15 protein-coding genes are annotated in these 16,459 nt (G+C 61.5%); 1 reads left to right on the forward strand and 14 read right to left on the reverse strand.

Translation table 11 applies throughout. The features are described from left to right. Positions 1–172 precede the first annotated feature (172 nt). The 8 genes from serA to ACEK02_RS07375 all read right to left on the reverse strand — a co-directional run bounded on the left by serA (position 173) and on the right by ACEK02_RS07375 (position 8,434). Positions 173–1,762, reverse strand: coding sequence for a phosphoglycerate dehydrogenase (gene serA / locus ACEK02_RS07340; RefSeq protein WP_371421136.1), 1,590 nt, complete (start codon positions 1,760–1,762; stop codon positions 173–175). A gap of 191 nt (positions 1,763–1,953) precedes the next feature. After that, the gene (locus ACEK02_RS07345) at positions 1,954–3,126 is read right to left on the reverse strand and encodes a phosphoserine transaminase (RefSeq protein WP_371421137.1); all 1,173 of its coding nucleotides are present in this window, start codon (positions 3,124–3,126) and stop codon (positions 1,954–1,956) included. Between the two features lie 140 nt (positions 3,127–3,266). Next, positions 3,267–3,740, reverse strand: a complete 474-nt coding sequence (locus ACEK02_RS07350) for a GNAT family N-acetyltransferase (RefSeq protein WP_371421138.1) — start codon at positions 3,738–3,740, stop codon at positions 3,267–3,269. After that, positions 3,737–4,318: a glutathione S-transferase family protein gene (locus tag ACEK02_RS07355; protein ID WP_371421139.1), complete on the reverse strand. Its 582-nt coding sequence runs from the start codon at positions 4,316–4,318 to the stop codon at positions 3,737–3,739. Before ACEK02_RS07355 ends, ACEK02_RS07350 begins: the two co-directional genes overlap by 4 nt. A gap of 99 nt (positions 4,319–4,417) precedes the next feature. Further along, complete coding sequence (locus ACEK02_RS07360) at positions 4,418–5,242, reverse strand: outer membrane protein (protein ID WP_371421140.1); 825 nt, start codon at positions 5,240–5,242, stop codon at positions 4,418–4,420. Between the two features lie 153 nt (positions 5,243–5,395). Beyond that, positions 5,396–6,274, reverse strand: a complete 879-nt coding sequence (locus ACEK02_RS07365; RefSeq protein ID WP_371421141.1) for an outer membrane protein — start codon at positions 6,272–6,274, stop codon at positions 5,396–5,398. 374 nt (positions 6,275–6,648) lie between these two features. Further along, entirely contained in the window at positions 6,649–7,995 is a 1,347-nt protein-coding gene (glmM, locus tag ACEK02_RS07370; protein WP_371421142.1) for a phosphoglucosamine mutase, read from the reverse strand. Positions 7,996–8,236: 241 nt separating this feature from the next. Next, entirely contained in the window at positions 8,237–8,434 is a 198-nt protein-coding gene (locus ACEK02_RS07375; protein WP_371421143.1) for a hypothetical protein, read from the reverse strand. 123 nt (positions 8,435–8,557) lie between these two features. Here ACEK02_RS07375 and ACEK02_RS07380 point away from each other — a divergent pair, with 123 nt between their 5' ends. Further along, positions 8,558–9,697 carry an L-lactate dehydrogenase gene (locus tag ACEK02_RS07380; RefSeq protein ID WP_371421144.1) on the forward strand — a complete coding sequence of 380 codons (1,140 nt, stop codon included), beginning with the start codon at positions 8,558–8,560 and terminating at the stop codon, positions 9,695–9,697. A gap of 62 nt (positions 9,698–9,759) precedes the next feature. On the opposite strand, the gene ACEK02_RS07385 is transcribed toward ACEK02_RS07380, so the two are convergent. From ACEK02_RS07385 to ACEK02_RS07410, 6 genes are all read right to left on the reverse strand, one after another. After that, a complete protein-coding gene (locus tag ACEK02_RS07385) occupies positions 9,760–10,389 on the reverse strand; it encodes a hypothetical protein (RefSeq protein ID WP_371421145.1) in 630 nt (209 codons plus the stop codon). A gap of 72 nt (positions 10,390–10,461) precedes the next feature. After that, entirely contained in the window at positions 10,462–11,307 is an 846-nt protein-coding gene (locus ACEK02_RS07390; protein WP_371421146.1) for a shikimate dehydrogenase, read from the reverse strand. Positions 11,308–11,449: 142 nt separating this feature from the next. Continuing rightward, positions 11,450–13,189 carry a SulP family inorganic anion transporter gene (locus ACEK02_RS07395; RefSeq protein ID WP_371421147.1) on the reverse strand — a complete coding sequence of 580 codons (1,740 nt, stop codon included), beginning with the start codon at positions 13,187–13,189 and terminating at the stop codon, positions 11,450–11,452. A 63-nt stretch (positions 13,190–13,252) separates the two neighbouring features. Continuing rightward, the gene (locus ACEK02_RS07400; RefSeq protein ID WP_371421148.1) at positions 13,253–13,531 is read right to left on the reverse strand and encodes a helix-turn-helix domain-containing protein; all 279 of its coding nucleotides are present in this window, start codon (positions 13,529–13,531) and stop codon (positions 13,253–13,255) included. A 257-nt stretch (positions 13,532–13,788) separates the two neighbouring features. Then, a complete protein-coding gene (locus ACEK02_RS07405; protein ID WP_371421149.1) occupies positions 13,789–14,274 on the reverse strand; it encodes a hypothetical protein in 486 nt (161 codons plus the stop codon). A gap of 32 nt (positions 14,275–14,306) precedes the next feature. Further along, the gene (locus tag ACEK02_RS07410) at positions 14,307–16,367 is read right to left on the reverse strand and encodes an elongation factor G (RefSeq protein ID WP_371421150.1); all 2,061 of its coding nucleotides are present in this window, start codon (positions 16,365–16,367) and stop codon (positions 14,307–14,309) included. Between the last annotated feature and the right edge of the window lie 92 nt (positions 16,368–16,459).

Consider the following 16,459-nt stretch of genomic DNA (forward strand, 5'->3'; position numbering starts at 1 on the left):
GATTTTCGATCGATTCCTCGCAGTAAACGTATCGGGGTAGTCTTCCCAAATCCTTACACCTGCGGGCGGGGCAAACGCGCAGCACCGACCTGATGCCAGAATTTTCCGCATAACGAAAAATCCCCGCCTTTCGGGCGGGGATTTTGGCAATGTCGGTTCAGCTGAGGAACACTCAGAACGTCAGCGCCTTGGCCTGCTTCACCTGCGGCAGCGCCTGCACCTTGCTCAGCACGTCAGCCGGCACGGGGCCGTCGATCTCCACCAAGGCGATGGCGTCACCACCCTGTTCGTTGCGGCCGAGATGGAAGGTCGCGATATTGACCTTGGCGTCGCCGAGCAGCGAGGCGAACTTGCCAATGAAGCCCGGCTTGTCCTCGTTGGTGATATAGATCATCGACTTGCCGAATTCGGCATCGACACGGATACCCTTGATATCGACCAGCCGCGGCTTGCCGTCATGATAGACGGTGCCGGACACCGAGCGTTCCTGTCGCTCGGTGATAACGGTGACGGTGATCAGGCTTTCGTAATCGCTCTGCGCCGCGCGCACCACTTCATCGACCACCATGCCGCGCTCCTTGGCAACGACCGGCGCCGAGACGACGTTGACGTCGCCGAGCATCGGCCGCAGCAACCCGCTCAATGCTGCAGACGTCAGGGCCTTGATCTTCATTTCGGCAACCGCGCCTTCATAGGTGATCTGCACCTTGGCAATGCCGGTCTCGGTGAGCTGGCCGGCGAAGGAGCCGAGCTTCTCGGCGAGTTCGATGAACGGCTTCAGCTTCGGCGCTTCTTCAGCGGTGATCGACGGGAAATTCACCGCATTGGAGATCGCGCCGCTCAGAAGATAGTCCGACATCTGTTCGGCAACCTGCAGCGCAACGTTCTCCTGCGCTTCCGTGGTCGCCGCGCCGAGATGCGGCGTGCAGATCACGTTGGGATGGCCGAACAGCACGTTCGTGGTCGCCGGCTCCTCGACGAACACGTCGAAGGCGGCACCGGCGACATGCTTGGAATTCAGCGCATCGACCAGCGCCTGCTCGTCCACCAGGCCGCCGCGCGCGCAATTGATGATGCGAACGCCCTTCTTCATTTTGGCGATCGCCGCAGCATCGATGATGTTCTTGGTCTTCTCGGTGAGCGGCGTATGCAGCGTGATGAAATCGGCACGCTTGAGCAGGTCGTCGAGTTCGACCTTCTCGACGCCGATATCCTTGGCGCGCTCGGGCGACAGGAACGGATCGAAGGCGATGACCTTCATGCGCAGGCCGAGCGCGCGGTCGGCCGCGATAGCGCCGATATTGCCGCAGCCGATCACGCCCAGCGTCTTGCCGGTGATCTCGACGCCCATGAAGCGGTTCTTCTCCCACTTGCCGGCTTGCGTCGACGCATCGGCCTGCGGAATTTCGCGCGCCAGCGACAGCATCAGCGTGATCGCATGTTCGGCTGTGGTGATCGAATTACCGAACGGCGTGTTCATCACGATGATGCCCTTGGCGGTGGCCGCGGGAATTTCGACATTGTCGACGCCGATGCCGGCGCGGCCGATCACCTTCAGGCGCGTCGCCTTTTCGAGGATCTTAGCAGTGGCCTTGGTGGCCGAGCGGATTGCGAGGCCGTCATAGTTGCCGATGATCTCGGCGAGCTTGTCCTTGTCCTTGCCGAGGTTCGGCTGGAAGTCGACGTCGATGCCGCGATCCTTGAAAATCTGCACGGCAGCGGGAGAGAGAGCGTCGGAAATGAGAACTTTGGGGGCGGTCATGATGAGGCTCCTTCACCCTCCCCTTGAGGGGGAGGGTCGGCGCGAAGCGCCGGGGTGGGGTGAAGCAACGGGCTGATCATTGAATGAGAGGACGGGGAGAGGATGTCACCCCACCCCGCCGAATCCTGACGACGCTGCGCGTCGCCAGTCCTCGTCGACCCTCCCCCTCCAGGGGAGGGTAAGAAGCCGCCTTACGCCGCCTTGGCGAGCGAGGCCTTGGTCTCGGCAAAGGCCCAGTCGATCCACTGTGTGAGGATCTCGACGTCCTTGGCTTCGACCGTGGCACCACACCAGATGCGCAGACCGGCCGGCGCATCGCGATAATGCGCGAAATCGAAGCCGGCATTTTCCTTCTCGACAACGGCGACCAGCTTCTTGGCGAAGTCGGCCTGCGCGTCAGCGGAAAGCGCGGTGATCGCAGGATCGATCACCTTCATGCACACCGACGTGTTGGAGCGGATCGCAGGATCGGCTGCGAGGAAGTCAATCCACGGCGTCTTCGCCTTCCAGTCGGCGAGCGCCTTGGTGTTGGCATCCGCACGCGCGATCAGCGCCTTGAGGCCACCGACCGACTTGGCCCAACCGAGCGCATCGAGATAATCCTCGACGCAGAGCATCGACGGCGTGTTGATGGTCTCGCCGACGAAAATGCCTTCGTTGAGCTTGCCGCCCTTGGTCATGCGGAAGATCTTCGGCAGCGGCCACGGCGGCGTATAGCTCTCCAGACGCGCCACGGCGCGCGGCGACAGCACCAGCATGCCATGCGCGGCTTCACCGCCCAACGCCTTCTGCCAGGAGAAGGTGACGACATCGAGCTTGGCCCAGTCGAGCGGCTGCGCGAAGGCGGCAGACGTCGCGTCGCAGATGGTCAGGCCTTCGCGATCGGCCTTGATCCAGTCGGCATTCGGCACGCGCACGCCGGAGGTGGTGCCGTTCCAGGTGAAGACGATGTCCGAATTCGGATCGGCCTTAGACAGGTCGGGAAGCTCGCCATAGCCGGCATGCAGCTTGGTGACGTCCTTGAGCTTCAGCTCCTTGACGATGTCCGAGACCCAGCCCTCGCCGAAGGACTCCCATGCGATTGTCGTGACGGGACGCGGCCCGAGCAGCGACCACAGCGCCATTTCGACGGCGCCCGTATCCGAGGCCGGCACGATACCGATGCGGTAATCGGCGGGCACTTCAAGCACTTCACGCGTCAAATCGATCGCGAGTTTGAGCTTGTTCTTGCCGATCTTGGCACGGTGCGAACGACCGAGCGCGGCATCATTGAGTTTTTCGGGGGCCCAGCCGGGGCGCTTGGCGCAGGGGCCGGAGGAAAAATGCGGCACGTTGGGCCGCGAAGAAGGCTTCACTGCAGTCATAATCTATCCTTCCAGATAGCTAGCCTCCCGTTGGGGGGAGGTGTCCCACTGGCGTGGATATGGGAAGCGCCCCGAAGCGTCAAGCGACTTCGGAACTATCACGCGTCATTGATGGCCGGATAACATTGCCTGACGCAGGATCATTGTCCGCTGAAACGCAGCGTCATGCCCACATGGCTATCGGCGAAACCGAGCCGTTTGTAGAAGCGCTGGGCATCGACCCGGGTCTGATGTGTCAGCAGTTCGACAAGCTTGCATCCCCTCGCCTTTGCCTCGCCGATGGCCCATCGCACCAGTTCTTCGCCGATGCCCTGGCTGCGCAGCGTTGTCGCGACGCGAACATCCTCGATGAGCGCACGCGAAGCGCCCTGCGAGCTCAGCCCCGGCAGGATGCAGAGCTGCAGACATCCGACGACGCTGCCGTCGTGGCCTTCTGCAACCATCAACTGGATGTTGGGATCATCCGCGAGTCTGTTAAAGGCCTCGTAATAGGATTGCGGCAGCGGATCCTCGATGCGCTCGCGGCCACGGCCGAGCGCATCATCGGCCAGCATCGCAACGACCGCTGCAACGTCTTCGCGGCGCGCCGGCCGCAGTACGATCTTCGTGCTCATACGAGGCCCAGTGCCTTCTCGCTGTCGGCGATCCAGCGCCGGATGGATGCATAACCGTCGAGATGGAAACCACCCTCATGAGCCACGCGCGAATAGGCCAGCAATGACACATCGGCCAACGAGACGTGATCGCCGACGAGGAAACGCGACGTCGTCAGATGATGCTCCATGCGCGCCAGCGCGAAATAGCCGCGCTTGAGCTTCTCGGGATCGAGATCCGAAATGGCCTTGCGGAGATAGACGATCTGATAGCGGCATACCGCGATATAGGGCTCGTGGCTGTATTGCTCCCAGAACAGCCATTCATCCATCCTGGCGGCATTATAGGCATCAGCCGGAATCAGATCGCTGCCACGCGCGAGATAGCGGATGATGGCGTTCGATTGCGCCAGCGGGCGGCCGTCCTCGAGCACGATGGTCGGTACCTGGCCGGCGCCGTTGAGCGCCAGAAACTCCGGCGTCCGGCTCTCGCCCTTGCTGGTATCGACATCGATCCATGTATAGGGAAGCTTGAGGTGATCGCTCACCCACTTCACCTTCAGGCAATTGCCGGAATTGAGGTCGCCGTAGATCTTCATGACTGCCGCCTCGCGTCATCGGAGACAGTAAGGCACCATTCGTCAAACGGCATGTCAACAGAGACCAAACTCGCGCCGAACCTACGCGACCTGGGCTGGTCAGAATTTGTAGCCGACGCCGGCTCGCACGGTGTTGATGTTGGTATCGACCGATGACGTGAAGCGGACGTACTCCCACTCGGCGCGCGCGAACAATCCGCCGATCAGATTGATGTCAACGCCGAGACCGGCAGTGTAGCCGTAGATGAGATGATTGTATCTGCCTTCGGTCCTACTGTAGTCGAACGGGATGTTCTGGAAGCCCGGCGCTGCGGCTACATTGACGGCAATGCCGTGAATGTGTGCCGACCGAACGATATCGGCCTGTCCGAGCGCGAGACCTCCGAACATGTAAGGCAAGAATGCTCCCACGGCATAGCCGGCACGGGCGCGCAGCGTGCCCATATCCGTAATCGACATCTTCGCAGCGGCATCATAAGTGACACCGTTGGTATAGCCGAGGGCATCGATGAAAGAGCGTCCCATCGAGCCGGTTGTGTCTCCGCCAAACTTGCCGTGCAGATAACTCATTTCGACGCCAATCACGACGTCGTCCCACTGGCTGTTGTAGCCGATGAAGCCGCCCCACCCCTCGCCTCGCCGCGACGTCTTGCCGAGCAAGGGCCATTGCGAGACCTGTCCGGCTGATTCCATTGCGAGACCATCCAGCAGACTACCTGCGAGGGTGCGCGTCGCCCCGGTGAAATTCATGTCGGACTGTCCGACGCCAGCCTGGGCGCCGATGTAGAAGCCTTCCCAGATCGGCCGCGGAGCAATCGGCCCGTCCTGGAGGGAGCCGCGCAAGAATGGAAGATCCGGCATGTCGGCGGCTTGAGCGGTTTGCACTGCGCCCAGCAGCGCTGCAGCGATCAGAAGTCTACGCATCACGACAATTCCCCAACTCACCGAACTGTCCCGATCATCCGCTGTTAACCTTAATCATTGGTTGCAATCATACCGTCTGCGCAAAACAAAACGGCGCGGGAAACTCCCGCGCCGTTAAGATGTCTTAAGATAGTTGAGGCGATCAGCGCTCGCTTAGCCCTTGCGGATCAACGGCGGCGGCGGCGGCGCGTAGGCCGGCGGCGAGTCGAGATTCCAGCGCACGCCGAGCTTCAGGTCATGCGAGGTGATGTCCTTGAACTGCATCGCCACGCCGCGGGTGAAACCGTCATAGGTCGAGACCGGCCCGGTCTGGCCATCGCCGAGGTTCATGTAGCTGTAGCCGAATTCGACGGTCATTGCCGGATTGACCTTGTAAGCCAGGCCCGTGTGCAAGGCCCATGCGAAGTTCCACTTCGACGCTGCCGGTGCGCCGGCATAGCTCGGGAACGGGCCACCGATGAACGGGTTGCCGCTGTTATCGTAGCCGACATTGGTGGCGCCGTTATCCGTATAGTTCGCGATATTGACGCGTGCCATGCCAACGCCGGCACCGACGAACGGCGTCACGCACCACCAGGTGCCGAGATCGACGTAGCCGTTGGCCATAACGACCCATTCGGACTTCGTGGCGCCGTAGTTATTGACGCCGGTACCGACGATTCCGCTCGCAGGGAACGTCACGCGATCGGTGCCCTTGAAATTCGAATTACCGCGATACTGGCCCGTGATGTCGCCGCGCAGCCAGTTATTGAACTGGTAACCGACGCCGAGCTGATAGATGCCGGCAGTATCAAAAGAGGTCGTCTGATTCAGCGACAGGAGATTGGCGTTACGACCGTCGCCCATCTCGATGTTCTTGACGCGCTGGTTGCTGAAACCGATATCGCCGCGCAGGTACCAGCCGCCGAAATCCTCGACCGGCGGCGGCGCATACATCTGAGGCGGTGGAGCAATGGGCATGTCGGCGGCGAAAACGGCGGTCGACATCAGGAAGGCCGCGCCCGCGGCCAGAATGAATTTAACGCTACGCATTGGCTTCGTCCTTTTGGGCCAAAGAGGCAACTGATGGAGGCCTCACACTCGGAAACTCACAGTCGGACGATGACACCAACTCCTTAAGCCGTACTTAACCCTAACTTTTAAGGTTGATATTTGGTGACGAAGATGCAGGCAAGTTCCGCACCGCCTCTGCGCCGCCACAGTCCCTAACAATGTCTTGCTATCAAGACGCGCTGCTACGCATCGCGATATCGCCAGGTGTTAACGAGGAATTACCTGCCTAGAGCGAACTATCAAAACGTAGAAGAGCCGCCTCGCCCGATCAATATTTGGGACAAGACGGCTCTTCATGTCAGTTCGGCAATCATCCGCGCTGGCGCCCTGACCAGAGCGAGCGAACAGGAATCTTACGCCGCGGCTGCGTGGCCCAGCGCGTCGACGATGGCATCCACCACTTCCTCGACCATCACGCGATCATCGCCCTCTCCCATCACGCGGATGACCGGCTCCGTGCCCGAGGGGCGGATCAGGAGACGACCATGGCCGTTGAGCCGCTGTTCACCCGCGGCGATGGTGGACTTCACTTCCGCATCATCGAGCGGCTTGCCACTACGATAACGCACATTCTTCAGGATCTGCGGCAGCGGATCGAACAGATGGCAGACTTCCGACACCGGCCGACCAAGCTTGGTCACCACGGCGAGCACCTGCAGCGCGGCTACGAAACCGTCGCCTGTCGTCGCATGGTCCGACATGATGATATGGCCGGAGGGTTCGCCGCCGACATTGTAACCTTGCTGCAGCATCTGCTCGAGCACATAGCGATCGCCCACCGCGGTGCGGATGAGGTCGATGCCCTGCCCATTCAGGAAGCGTTCCAGACCGAGATTTGACATCACGGTGGAGACGATGCCCGGCTTGGCGAGCCGCCCGTCTTCCTTCCAGCTCTGCGCGATAACGGCAAGCAACTGGTCGCCGTCGACCAGATGGCCACGCTCGTCGACCATGATCAGCCGATCGGCATCACCATCCAGCGCAATGCCGATATCGGCGCGCATCTCGCGCACCTTCCGGCTCAGCGCTTCCGGCGCGGTCGATCCGCATTCCTTGTTGATATTGAAACCATCCGGCTCGACGCCGATGGAGATGACGTCCGCGCCCAGCTCCCAGAGCGCCTCCGGCGCCACCTTGTAGGCGGCGCCATGTGCGCAATCGATGACGACGCGCAAGCCATCGAGGCTGAGATTTCGCGGCAATGTGCGTTTGGCGAATTCGATGTAACGATCATGCACCCCGTCGATGCGGCGCGCGCGACCGAGGCTGGCGCTCTGCGACAGTTTCTTGTCGAGATTGTCGTCGAGCAATTCCTCGATCTGCTTCTCGACATCGTCCGACAGCTTGTAGCCGAGCGGTCCGAACAGCTTGATGCCATTGTCCTCGAACAGATTGTGCGATGCGGAAATCATCACGCCGAGATCGGCGCGCATCGACTTGGTCAGCATCGCCACGGCGGGCGTCGGCATCGGCCCGACCAGCAGCACGTCCATGCCGACCGACGTGAAGCCTGCCACCAGGGCATTTTCGATCATGTAGCCGGACAACCGGGTGTCCTTGCCGATCACGACTCGATGGCGGTGTTCGCCGCGTTGAAATACAAGACCTGCTGCCTGTCCGACCTTCAGTGCCAGTTCCGGCGTGATCAGACCATTGGCGCGGCCGCGAATGCCGTCTGTCCCGAAATATTTACGGCTCATGGTAACCCCCAATGCCTCGCGCTTTACGCGAGAACTCAAACCCGTCTCCGGCGACCACCCATTGGCAGCGCCATATATGTGACGGACTTATAAGGCTCCGGCCCCTAAAATCGCTTCAAAAAATATGATGAATCATTACCGAGGCCCGCAGCCCGCGATCAGCCACAAGTCATTGATATCACTTATATACCACCCTTTGATGCACACCTTCGATAGCATCGACTGACGGAACCCAGCCAGCTCAGCCCTTTCGCTTGATATGCGCGTCCGCCTTTGAATGGGCAGGTTGGGTCACACTGACCGGATCGGAGCCCGGAAAAGTCTCTTCCAATCCTTCATCCAGCGCAACTTCCAGCTGTCGCTTTTCTTCGTCCGAGGCTGCCCTGCCGTGAGCTTTGCCGACCTTGGGGGCCGCTGGATCTGTCTTGGAGCCCGACATTCTGCCCTCCTTCAATTTCGACGACATCCCGATGACAAGGATGATATGGCGGACCGCCTAACCATGCTAGATGACACCGAAACAAGCAAATACAAGCAAAGAGAAGAACGGCTGGGACATCTCATGAAGCATATCACCTGCATCGAAGATCTTCGCCTCGAGCATAAGCGCAACGTGCCAAAGGCGTTCTTCGATTATGTCGACCATGGCTCCTATAGCGAAGACACGTTCCGTGCCAATTGCGAGGACCTGCAGAAACTGAAATTCCGCCAGCGTATTCTGGTCGACATCGCCAATCGCGACACCTCAACAACGATCCTCGGCGAAAAGGCCACCATGCCGCTGATCTGCGCGCCGGTTGGCTCCACCGGCATGCAATATGGCGACGGCGAAATTCACGCCTGCCGCGCAGCGCAGGCGGCAGGCATCCCCTACACGCTCTCGACAATGTCGATCAATTCGATCGAAGACCTCGCCGAGAATGTCGAGAAGCCGTTCTGGTTTCAGCTCTATGTCATGAAGGATCGCGGCTTCATCAAGGAGCTGATCGAACGCGCTATCAAGGCGAAGTGCAGCGCGCTGGTGCTGACCGTCGATCTGCAGGTGATCGGCCAGCGTCATGCCGACATCAAGAACGGTCTGTCCGTGCCGCCGCAGCTCTTCAACCTGAAGAACATCATCGACTTCGCCAGCAAGCCTGGCTGGCTGATGCGCACGCTGAAGGCCAAACGGCGCAACTTCGGCAACATCGCCGGCTTCGTGAAGAATACCGACGATCTCGGCTCCGTCGCGCAGTGGACGGCATCGCAATTCGATGCGTCGCTGAACTGGAAGGACCTCGACTGGATTCGCAGCATCTGGCCCGGAAAGATCGTGATCAAGGGCATTCACGATGTGGAGGATGCCCGCGAAGCCGTGAAGGTCGGCGCGCAAGCCATGGTCGTCTCGAATCATGGCGGACGTCAGCTCGACGGTGCGCCGTCGTCGATCTCGGTACTGCCGGGGATCGCAGATGCGGTCGGCTCGGATATCGAAGTGATGTTCGACAGCGGCATTCGCTCCGGTCAGGACGTGATGCGTGCGCTCGCGCTCGGGGCGAAGTCCTGCATGATCGGCCGCGCCTATATCTACGGTCTCGGCGCCTATGGCGGCCCCGGCGTGACCAAGGCGCTGGACATCCTGCGTAACGAACTCAGCGTGACCATGGGCCTGTGCGGCGTGAATTCCATCGCCGAGATCGACAGGCACGTGCTGGTGCAGTGAAGCGCGCCTCTTCCTCTCCCCCCGCGTGAAGCGAAGCTTCGCGCGGGGGGAGAGGTCCCGCCTTACATCGGCGGCGTCAGGCCATCCAGCCCGACATTGACCCGCGCCGTCTCGAAGGAGCCATCATCCTTCTTGGTAGCGCCCATGATGATGATCTTGGCGCCGGGCTTGAGTTCATCCTTGTTACCCGGCACGAAAGTGACGATCGGCGTATCGGGCGTCACGGTCACTTTCTTCTCGCCGTCCTTGTATTTCACCGTCACCGTCTGGCCGTCGGTGGCCTGGACTTTCTGATCGACAGTGGCATTGGTCATGCTGCTATTGGGCCGCAGATCCCAGGGGCGCGAGCCCTCGCCGGTGCCGCGCATCGCTTCCGGAAAGATATGGATCGCGATGGCCTTCTGCGTGCCATCGGCCTGCGGCATGCCGGTCACGCCGATATAGGAGCCGGGCTTCACCTCGGCCATTGTCGTTCTGGCAATGCCGGTCACGGTGACATTGTCCGTCATCTTCACTTTCCGCTCATCGCCTTCGCGCGTCTTGATCGTCAGCACCGTGCCATCGACGGCTTCGATGGCCCCGCGAATGCGGAGGGGCTGCGGCTGTTGCGCCGACGCTGCGGATATCAGCAATGAACCAGCGAGAAGCGAGCCCGCGAACAAGCGAGCCGAAGTCGATACGATCGAAACCATAGGGGAATTTCCTTTGAAGACAGCGCCCAGCACTGCAGATGGAAACCCTGTGGTTAAACCGCTATTCCCCGCTCACGCCACTGTGAGATCGGCCTCGACGAGGCGCCGCAGTTCCGGTGTCACTTCGGGGCGCTGCCCGAACCACAGCTCGAAGCCACGCACAGCCTGATACAGCAACATGCCGAGTCCATCCGCCGTGCGGAGGCCTCGCGCGCGGGCGGCGGCGAGCAGCGGCGTGTCGAGCGGCACGTAAACGAGATCGGCGACGACCGCCTGATCGGGCAGCAGATCGAGATCGATGATCAATGGCGGCTGGCCACCCATGCCGAGCGACGTGGTGTTCACCAGCAGGGATGCGCGCGGCAATATGCCGGCGACGTTCTCCCACGCCAGAGGCGCGACCCGCGAACCAAATTGCGCAGCCATCGCCTCGGCGCGATCGAGACTGCGATTGGCGACATGGACATGTTTGATGCCGCGCTCCAGCAATCCGAACACCACCGCGCGTGACGAGCCGCCGGCGCCGAGCACCAGTGCATCGTCGGTATGGTCCCAATCGTGAGCCGCATGATCGAGATTGTCGATGAAGCCTTCGATATCCGTATTGGTCGCGCGCAGCGTGCCGTGGTCGTACCACAGCGTGTTGGCGGCCCCGACCGCGCGCGCGCGGCGATCCGGTGAGGTCAGCTTCAGCACGCGCTCCTTGTGCGGGATCGTGACATTGGCGCCGATATAACCATGCTTGGACAGGTTCATCACGAATTCGGCCACGCCTTCCGGTGGAATCGACTCGATGCTGTAACCGCCCGGAATATTCATGCTGCGCAGCCAGTGATGATGGATCAGCGGCGAGCGCGAATGCGCGGCAGGCCAGCCGATCAAACAGGCGGCGCGGGGCTTGGTCTCGTTCGACATCATTCATCCTTCGCTTCAAGCGGAAGCGTGCCTAGCATAAAAATCAAGCAGGGGCTCTTAATCATCGGACAGTTTTGTGGCGCACGGCAAGTCCGACAACCATGCAGACGATCAATACTGCAGCTGCGAGCAATGACCGATACCGTCAGATCGATGCCTTGTGGATCGCTGCAGCGCGCCGGATCCTGATCTCGCTGACGGCCGCAGCAACATCGGCACGGTATTTGACCAGCGGTGGTCGCGCGCCGTGGGTCAGCAGCGCCCGGCGCACGCCCTGCGAGGTTCCGGTGAGAATGACGCGGACGCCTTGGCGCCTGGCCTTCTCGGCAATGCCCTTGATCGCATTCGCAGCGGTGGAATCCAGGAAGGGCACCGCGGCAAAATCGATCACGAAAGCCTTGTGGCGACTGGAGAAGCCGTCGAGCACCGACCCGACGGTCGAGGCAGCGCCAAAGAAGAACGCACCGGTGATGCGATAGACCAGCACATCCGGATCGCTCGCGAGGTTCGCATCATATGGCGCGCGGTCGCCATTGGCATCATCTGCGCGATCGGCAGCGACCAGCGGCCCTTCAGCCTCTATCCCCGTGACCTCCGCCATGCGGTGGATGAACAGCACGGCGCCGAGCGCGAAGCCAACCAGGATGCCTTCGGTGAGATCGCGAAAAATGGTCAGCAGGAACGTCGCCAGCAGGACCAGCGCATCACCCCATGACGAACGCAGCAGCGTGATGAACTCATGCTTCTCCGCCATATTCCACGCCACCACCGCCAGCACGGCAGCCAGCGACGCGAGCGGAATGTAGCTCGCCAGTGGCGCTGCAATCAGGATGAAGGCCAGCAGGAACATAGAATGCAGCATGCCCGAGACCGGCCCGTGTGCGCCCGCCCGGACATTGGTCGCGGTCCGCGCAATGGTGCCGGTCACGCAGATTCCGCCAAACAAGGCTGAGCCGATATTGGCAACGCCTTGCGCCACCAACTCGCAGTTCGACCGGTGCCGCCGCCCGGTCATGCCATCGGCAACAACCGCCGACAAAAGCGATTCAATGGCGCCGAGTAGTGCGAAAGCGATGGCATCGGGCAGGATGGCTTGCAATTTGGCGACGGACATCGCGGGCAGCGTCGGCAACGGAAACGATTGCGGAATGCCGCCGAAGCGGGTGCCGATGGTTTCCACGGGGAGCGCCAACAAAGCTGTCACGACGGCGCTCGCGACCACTGCAATCAGAATGCCGGGCCATGATGGCCGCAGCGCCCGGAGCCCGACAATGATTACAAGCGAGACGATGGTAACGGCAACGGCCGCGGCGTTCACCGTCGGCAACGCTGAACCCAGTGCCTCCAGCTTGGGAATGAGATCTCCCGGCTCCTTGCCGGCCAGCGTCAGACCCAACAGATCCCTGATCTGGCTGGCGAAGATGATGACGGCGATGCCGGCCGTGAAGCCGACCGTGACCGGATAGGGAATGAACTTGATATAGGTGCCAAGCCGGAGATAGCCGGCCGCCATCAGAAAAACGCCCGACATCATGGTGGCGAGGATCAGTCCGTCCACGCCATGGCGGCTCACGGTGGCAGCCACCAGCACGATGAAGGCGCCGGCCGGGCCACCGATCTGGAAACGGCTGCCACCGAGCGCAGAGACAAGGAAGCCGCCGATCACAGCGGTGATGAGGCCACGATCCGGCGACGTCCCCGAGGCAATGGCAATCGCCATAGACAACGGAAGCGCGACGATCGCCACCGTCAAACCGGACAAGATGTCAGCGCGCAGATCGGCGATGCCGTAGCCTTCGCGCAGCACGGTGATCAGTTTCGGCGTGAACAGTTCGACGAAGGTCGGCTGATGTGCCGCCCGCGCGCGATTTCTGGACATGTCCATTCCCGACTCGCCCCTGTCACCCGCCGCTGATCTCGATCGAGGCCGCGGCCCGCTCTCAACCCGTCAGCTTGGCTCTTCCGGTTTCGGAGGCGGACCGGGTTGTTTCAGCCTCACGCCTCTCCCGCCGGAATCGCTGCGAACATTTTCGCCGATCAGATCGACGCCCGAGCGATTCAGGGCATCGACAACCTTGATCAGTGAATCCACCACGCCTCTGACGTTGCCATCACTCGCTTCCATGCGCTGAATCGTCGGTAGCGAGACGCCGGCCAGTTCCGCCAACCGCTTTTGATCGATCCCCAACAGCGCCCGCGCCGCGCGCATCTGAAACGATGTGATCAAGTTAATCTTCCTGTTTAGAGAGTCTTATATCAAATATAAAATGGCTTCAATGATGCATAAAACATCATTACAGCCGTCTGGAATCGATGCCTACAGCAAACCGTCCAGGGCCCGGCGAACGCAAGGTTACTCCGCGAAGTCAGCATTATCCGGGATCGTCCCCCGCCGGCCGTCACATCTGTTTCAAGAGCGATACCAGATGGGCAAGGGCGTTCGGGATGGGCAGATACGTGCTGGCGACCGGGAAGCGCGGAGCCTCACGGGCTGATCCCGCCGAGATTCGCCACAAAATCATCCACGGCGGCGCGGCCTTCGAATCTGATTTTGACGTTCGGGAACTGCGCGAACAGCGCCTGATGGCCAGCATACGACGTGGACGTCGTTCGCTGCCAATAACCATCCGCCCATCCGAGAAAATCTGCATGCTGCTCGGCTGTTGCGCCGCGCCAGGGACCACGTAGCGCCAGGCTGTCGCGGCAGACCTGTGGGCTCATGTCGAGCCAGATCAGCGCGGTCGCGCGCGGAAACGCCGCTTCGGCCAGCCAGCCATAGACGCCTTCGATGATCCAGTTCGGCCTGGCAGCAAGGGCGGCAACCCGCTCCTTTGCGTCCTCCTCGTCGCGCTTCACACCGACCCTGTCCAGCCAATGGATATGATCGAGATCGGTGCGTTCGCCGCCGACGCAGCTCTCAAGTTGCCGCGCCAGCGTGCTCTTGCCCGAGCCGCTATTGCCAATAATCACAACCCGCGGCCCAAGCCTCATGGGCCACTGTACTAAGCCGCCACCCGATGCGCTGCAACGATCTGTTCGGCGGCGCGGCCACTGACTTCCGCCATGTGATCGAAGCTGCGCGTAAAGCTGCCGGCACCGGCGGTGGCCGAGCGCAGCTCCACGATCAGGTCGCCGATCTCCGCTTCCGGCAGGAGTGCGCGCACCGTGTCCCAGCCCGGCCAGTTGTCCCGGGTGTCGAAACCGAGGATCTGGCCGCGCCGTCCTGACAGGATGGCATTGACCTTGGCCGTGGCCTCGGTGGGACAGACGATTTCCACCGTGTGGATCGGCTCGAGCAGCACCGGCTGGCATTGCGGCAGCGCTTCGGTGAAACCGATGCGGGCCGCTGTCCGGAACGCCTGATCGGATGAATCGACGCTGTGATAGGAGCCGTCGGTGAGCGTCACCGTCACGTCGATAACGGGGAAACCGAGCGGACCACGCTGCAGCCCGTCGACAATACCTTCCTGCACCGCGGGAATGTAGTTGCGCGGCACTGCGCCGCCGACCACCTTTTCCTGGAATGCGAAGCCTTCACCGCGCGGCAACGGACCTATCTCCAGCACAACGTCGCCAAACTGGCCGTGACCGCCGGACTGCTTCTTGTGCCGGCCGCGCTGGGTGATCGGTTTGCGGATGGTCTCCTGATAGCCGATCACCGGCGCATGCGATTTGACGTTGATGCCGAAGCGTTCGTGCAGGCGCTCCATCGCCACGCGCAGATGCATCTCGCCCTGCCCCCACAACACCACGTCATGGGTCCGCGCATTATTGACCACAGTGAGCGACGGATCTTCCTCGGTCAGCCTCAGCAGCGCCTGGCCAAGCTTGACGTCATCCTTGCGATCGGCGGACGCCAGCGCCATGGCCAGCACCGGCGACGCAGCGATGACATTCACCAAAGACGCAGGCGCAGTCTTGCCGGTCGAGATCGTGTCGCCGGTCCTGACATGATCGAGCTTGCCGAGCGCGACGGTCTCGCCCGCATCGGCCGATGCGCGCTTGCTGTCATGTCCGCCGTTCACCGCAAGAATGCCGGAGAGACGTCCGCTTTCGCCGGACGAAGACAGCAATGTTGCGCCATCATCGAGATGACCACTCAGCACGCGCGCGTAAGACAGCTTGCCGCCATGCTGCAGATGGCTGGTCTTGAACACGTAACCGATCGCATCCTTGCTGTCGGGGACGCCAAGGCGCTTCGCCGTCTCGACCACGCCGGGTGCCTCGTGGCGCAGCGCCTTCATCAGCCGCAACACGCCGTTCTCGCGCATCGCCGAGCCGAGCATCACCGGACAGATCAGGCCCTCGCGCAATTCGCGCGCGAGATCGTCGAACACCGCGTCGGCCGGCGGCGCGATGTCTTCGAGCAGTTGCTCCATCAGCGCGTCGTCGTGATCCGCAAGCTTCTCCAGCATGGAGAAACGCGCCTCCCTCTCGCGGTCCAGATCGCCGCCTTCAAGCTTGATGACTTCGGACGCCTTGTGTTCGCGATAGACGAAAGCGCGCTCCAGTGCGAGATCAACGAAGCCGGCGATCAGATCGCCGTTCCAGATCGGGATCTGCCGTAGCACCAGCGGCACGCGCGAGGCCGGCTGCAATGTGGCCAGAGTCTCGCGCACGCGCCTGTGGGCGCGGTCGATCTTGTTGAGAAACAAGAATCTGGGAATGCCGAGGTCTTCGAGCTCGCGCAGAATCAATTGTAGTTGCGGCAGTTTTCGCGCATCTGCTTCGCAGACCACGATCGCCGCATCGACGGCGGGCAGTGCCGCGCGCATGTCATGCGCGAATTCCACCGAGCCCGGACAGTCGATGAACGTGTAGCTGTCACCCATGAAGGTGGTGGTGGCAACGGTGAGGCCGACGCCCATTTTGTGGGCTCTGGCTTCCGTATTGGCATCGCCGATACTGGTGCCATTATCGACGCTGCCAGCCCGCGGGATCGCCCCGGTGCGGGCCATGATCGCTTCAAGCAGTGTGGTTTTTCCGCTCTGGAAAGGGCCCACCAGTGCAATGCATTTTGCATTGCCTTGTGGACCGCGGGGACTTCTCAGGTCTTGTCCCATTGCCGCCTCCTCATGTGGAGCTCGGCCCATGATTGGGTCGGCGGCTGATGCTCCGCCCGGTCCGGATATTTGGCAAGATGGAAAAGTTGCTG

The sequence above is a fragment of the Tardiphaga sp. genome (genome assembly GCF_041424195.1).
Classification (GTDB): Bacteria; Pseudomonadota; Alphaproteobacteria; order Rhizobiales; family Xanthobacteraceae; genus Tardiphaga.

Excerpts from the sequence above, each read along its gene's own strand:
- serA (WP_371421136.1), bottom strand. The coding sequence starts at position 1,762 with ATGACCGCCCCCAAAGTTCTCATTTCCGACGCTCTCTCTCCCGCTGCC.
- ACEK02_RS07345 (WP_371421137.1), bottom strand. The coding sequence starts at position 3,126 with ATGACTGCAGTGAAGCCTTCTTCGCGGCCCAACGTGCCGCATTTTTCC.
- ACEK02_RS07350 (WP_371421138.1), bottom strand. The coding sequence starts at position 3,740 with ATGAGCACGAAGATCGTACTGCGGCCGGCGCGCCGCGAAGACGTTGCA.
- ACEK02_RS07355 (WP_371421139.1), bottom strand. The coding sequence starts at position 4,318 with ATGAAGATCTACGGCGACCTCAATTCCGGCAATTGCCTGAAGGTGAAG.
- ACEK02_RS07360 (WP_371421140.1), bottom strand. The coding sequence starts at position 5,242 with ATGCGTAGACTTCTGATCGCTGCAGCGCTGCTGGGCGCAGTGCAAACC.
- ACEK02_RS07365 (WP_371421141.1), bottom strand. The coding sequence starts at position 6,274 with ATGCGTAGCGTTAAATTCATTCTGGCCGCGGGCGCGGCCTTCCTGATG.
- glmM (WP_371421142.1), bottom strand. The coding sequence starts at position 7,995 with ATGAGCCGTAAATATTTCGGGACAGACGGCATTCGCGGCCGCGCCAAT.
- ACEK02_RS07375 (WP_371421143.1), bottom strand. The coding sequence starts at position 8,434 with ATGTCGGGCTCCAAGACAGATCCAGCGGCCCCCAAGGTCGGCAAAGCT.
- ACEK02_RS07380 (WP_371421144.1), top strand. The coding sequence starts at position 8,558 with ATGAAGCATATCACCTGCATCGAAGATCTTCGCCTCGAGCATAAGCGC.
- ACEK02_RS07385 (WP_371421145.1), bottom strand. The coding sequence starts at position 10,389 with ATGGTTTCGATCGTATCGACTTCGGCTCGCTTGTTCGCGGGCTCGCTT.
- ACEK02_RS07390 (WP_371421146.1), bottom strand. The coding sequence starts at position 11,307 with ATGATGTCGAACGAGACCAAGCCCCGCGCCGCCTGTTTGATCGGCTGG.
- ACEK02_RS07395 (WP_371421147.1), bottom strand. The coding sequence starts at position 13,189 with ATGGACATGTCCAGAAATCGCGCGCGGGCGGCACATCAGCCGACCTTC.
- ACEK02_RS07410 (WP_371421150.1), bottom strand. The coding sequence starts at position 16,367 with ATGGGACAAGACCTGAGAAGTCCCCGCGGTCCACAAGGCAATGCAAAA.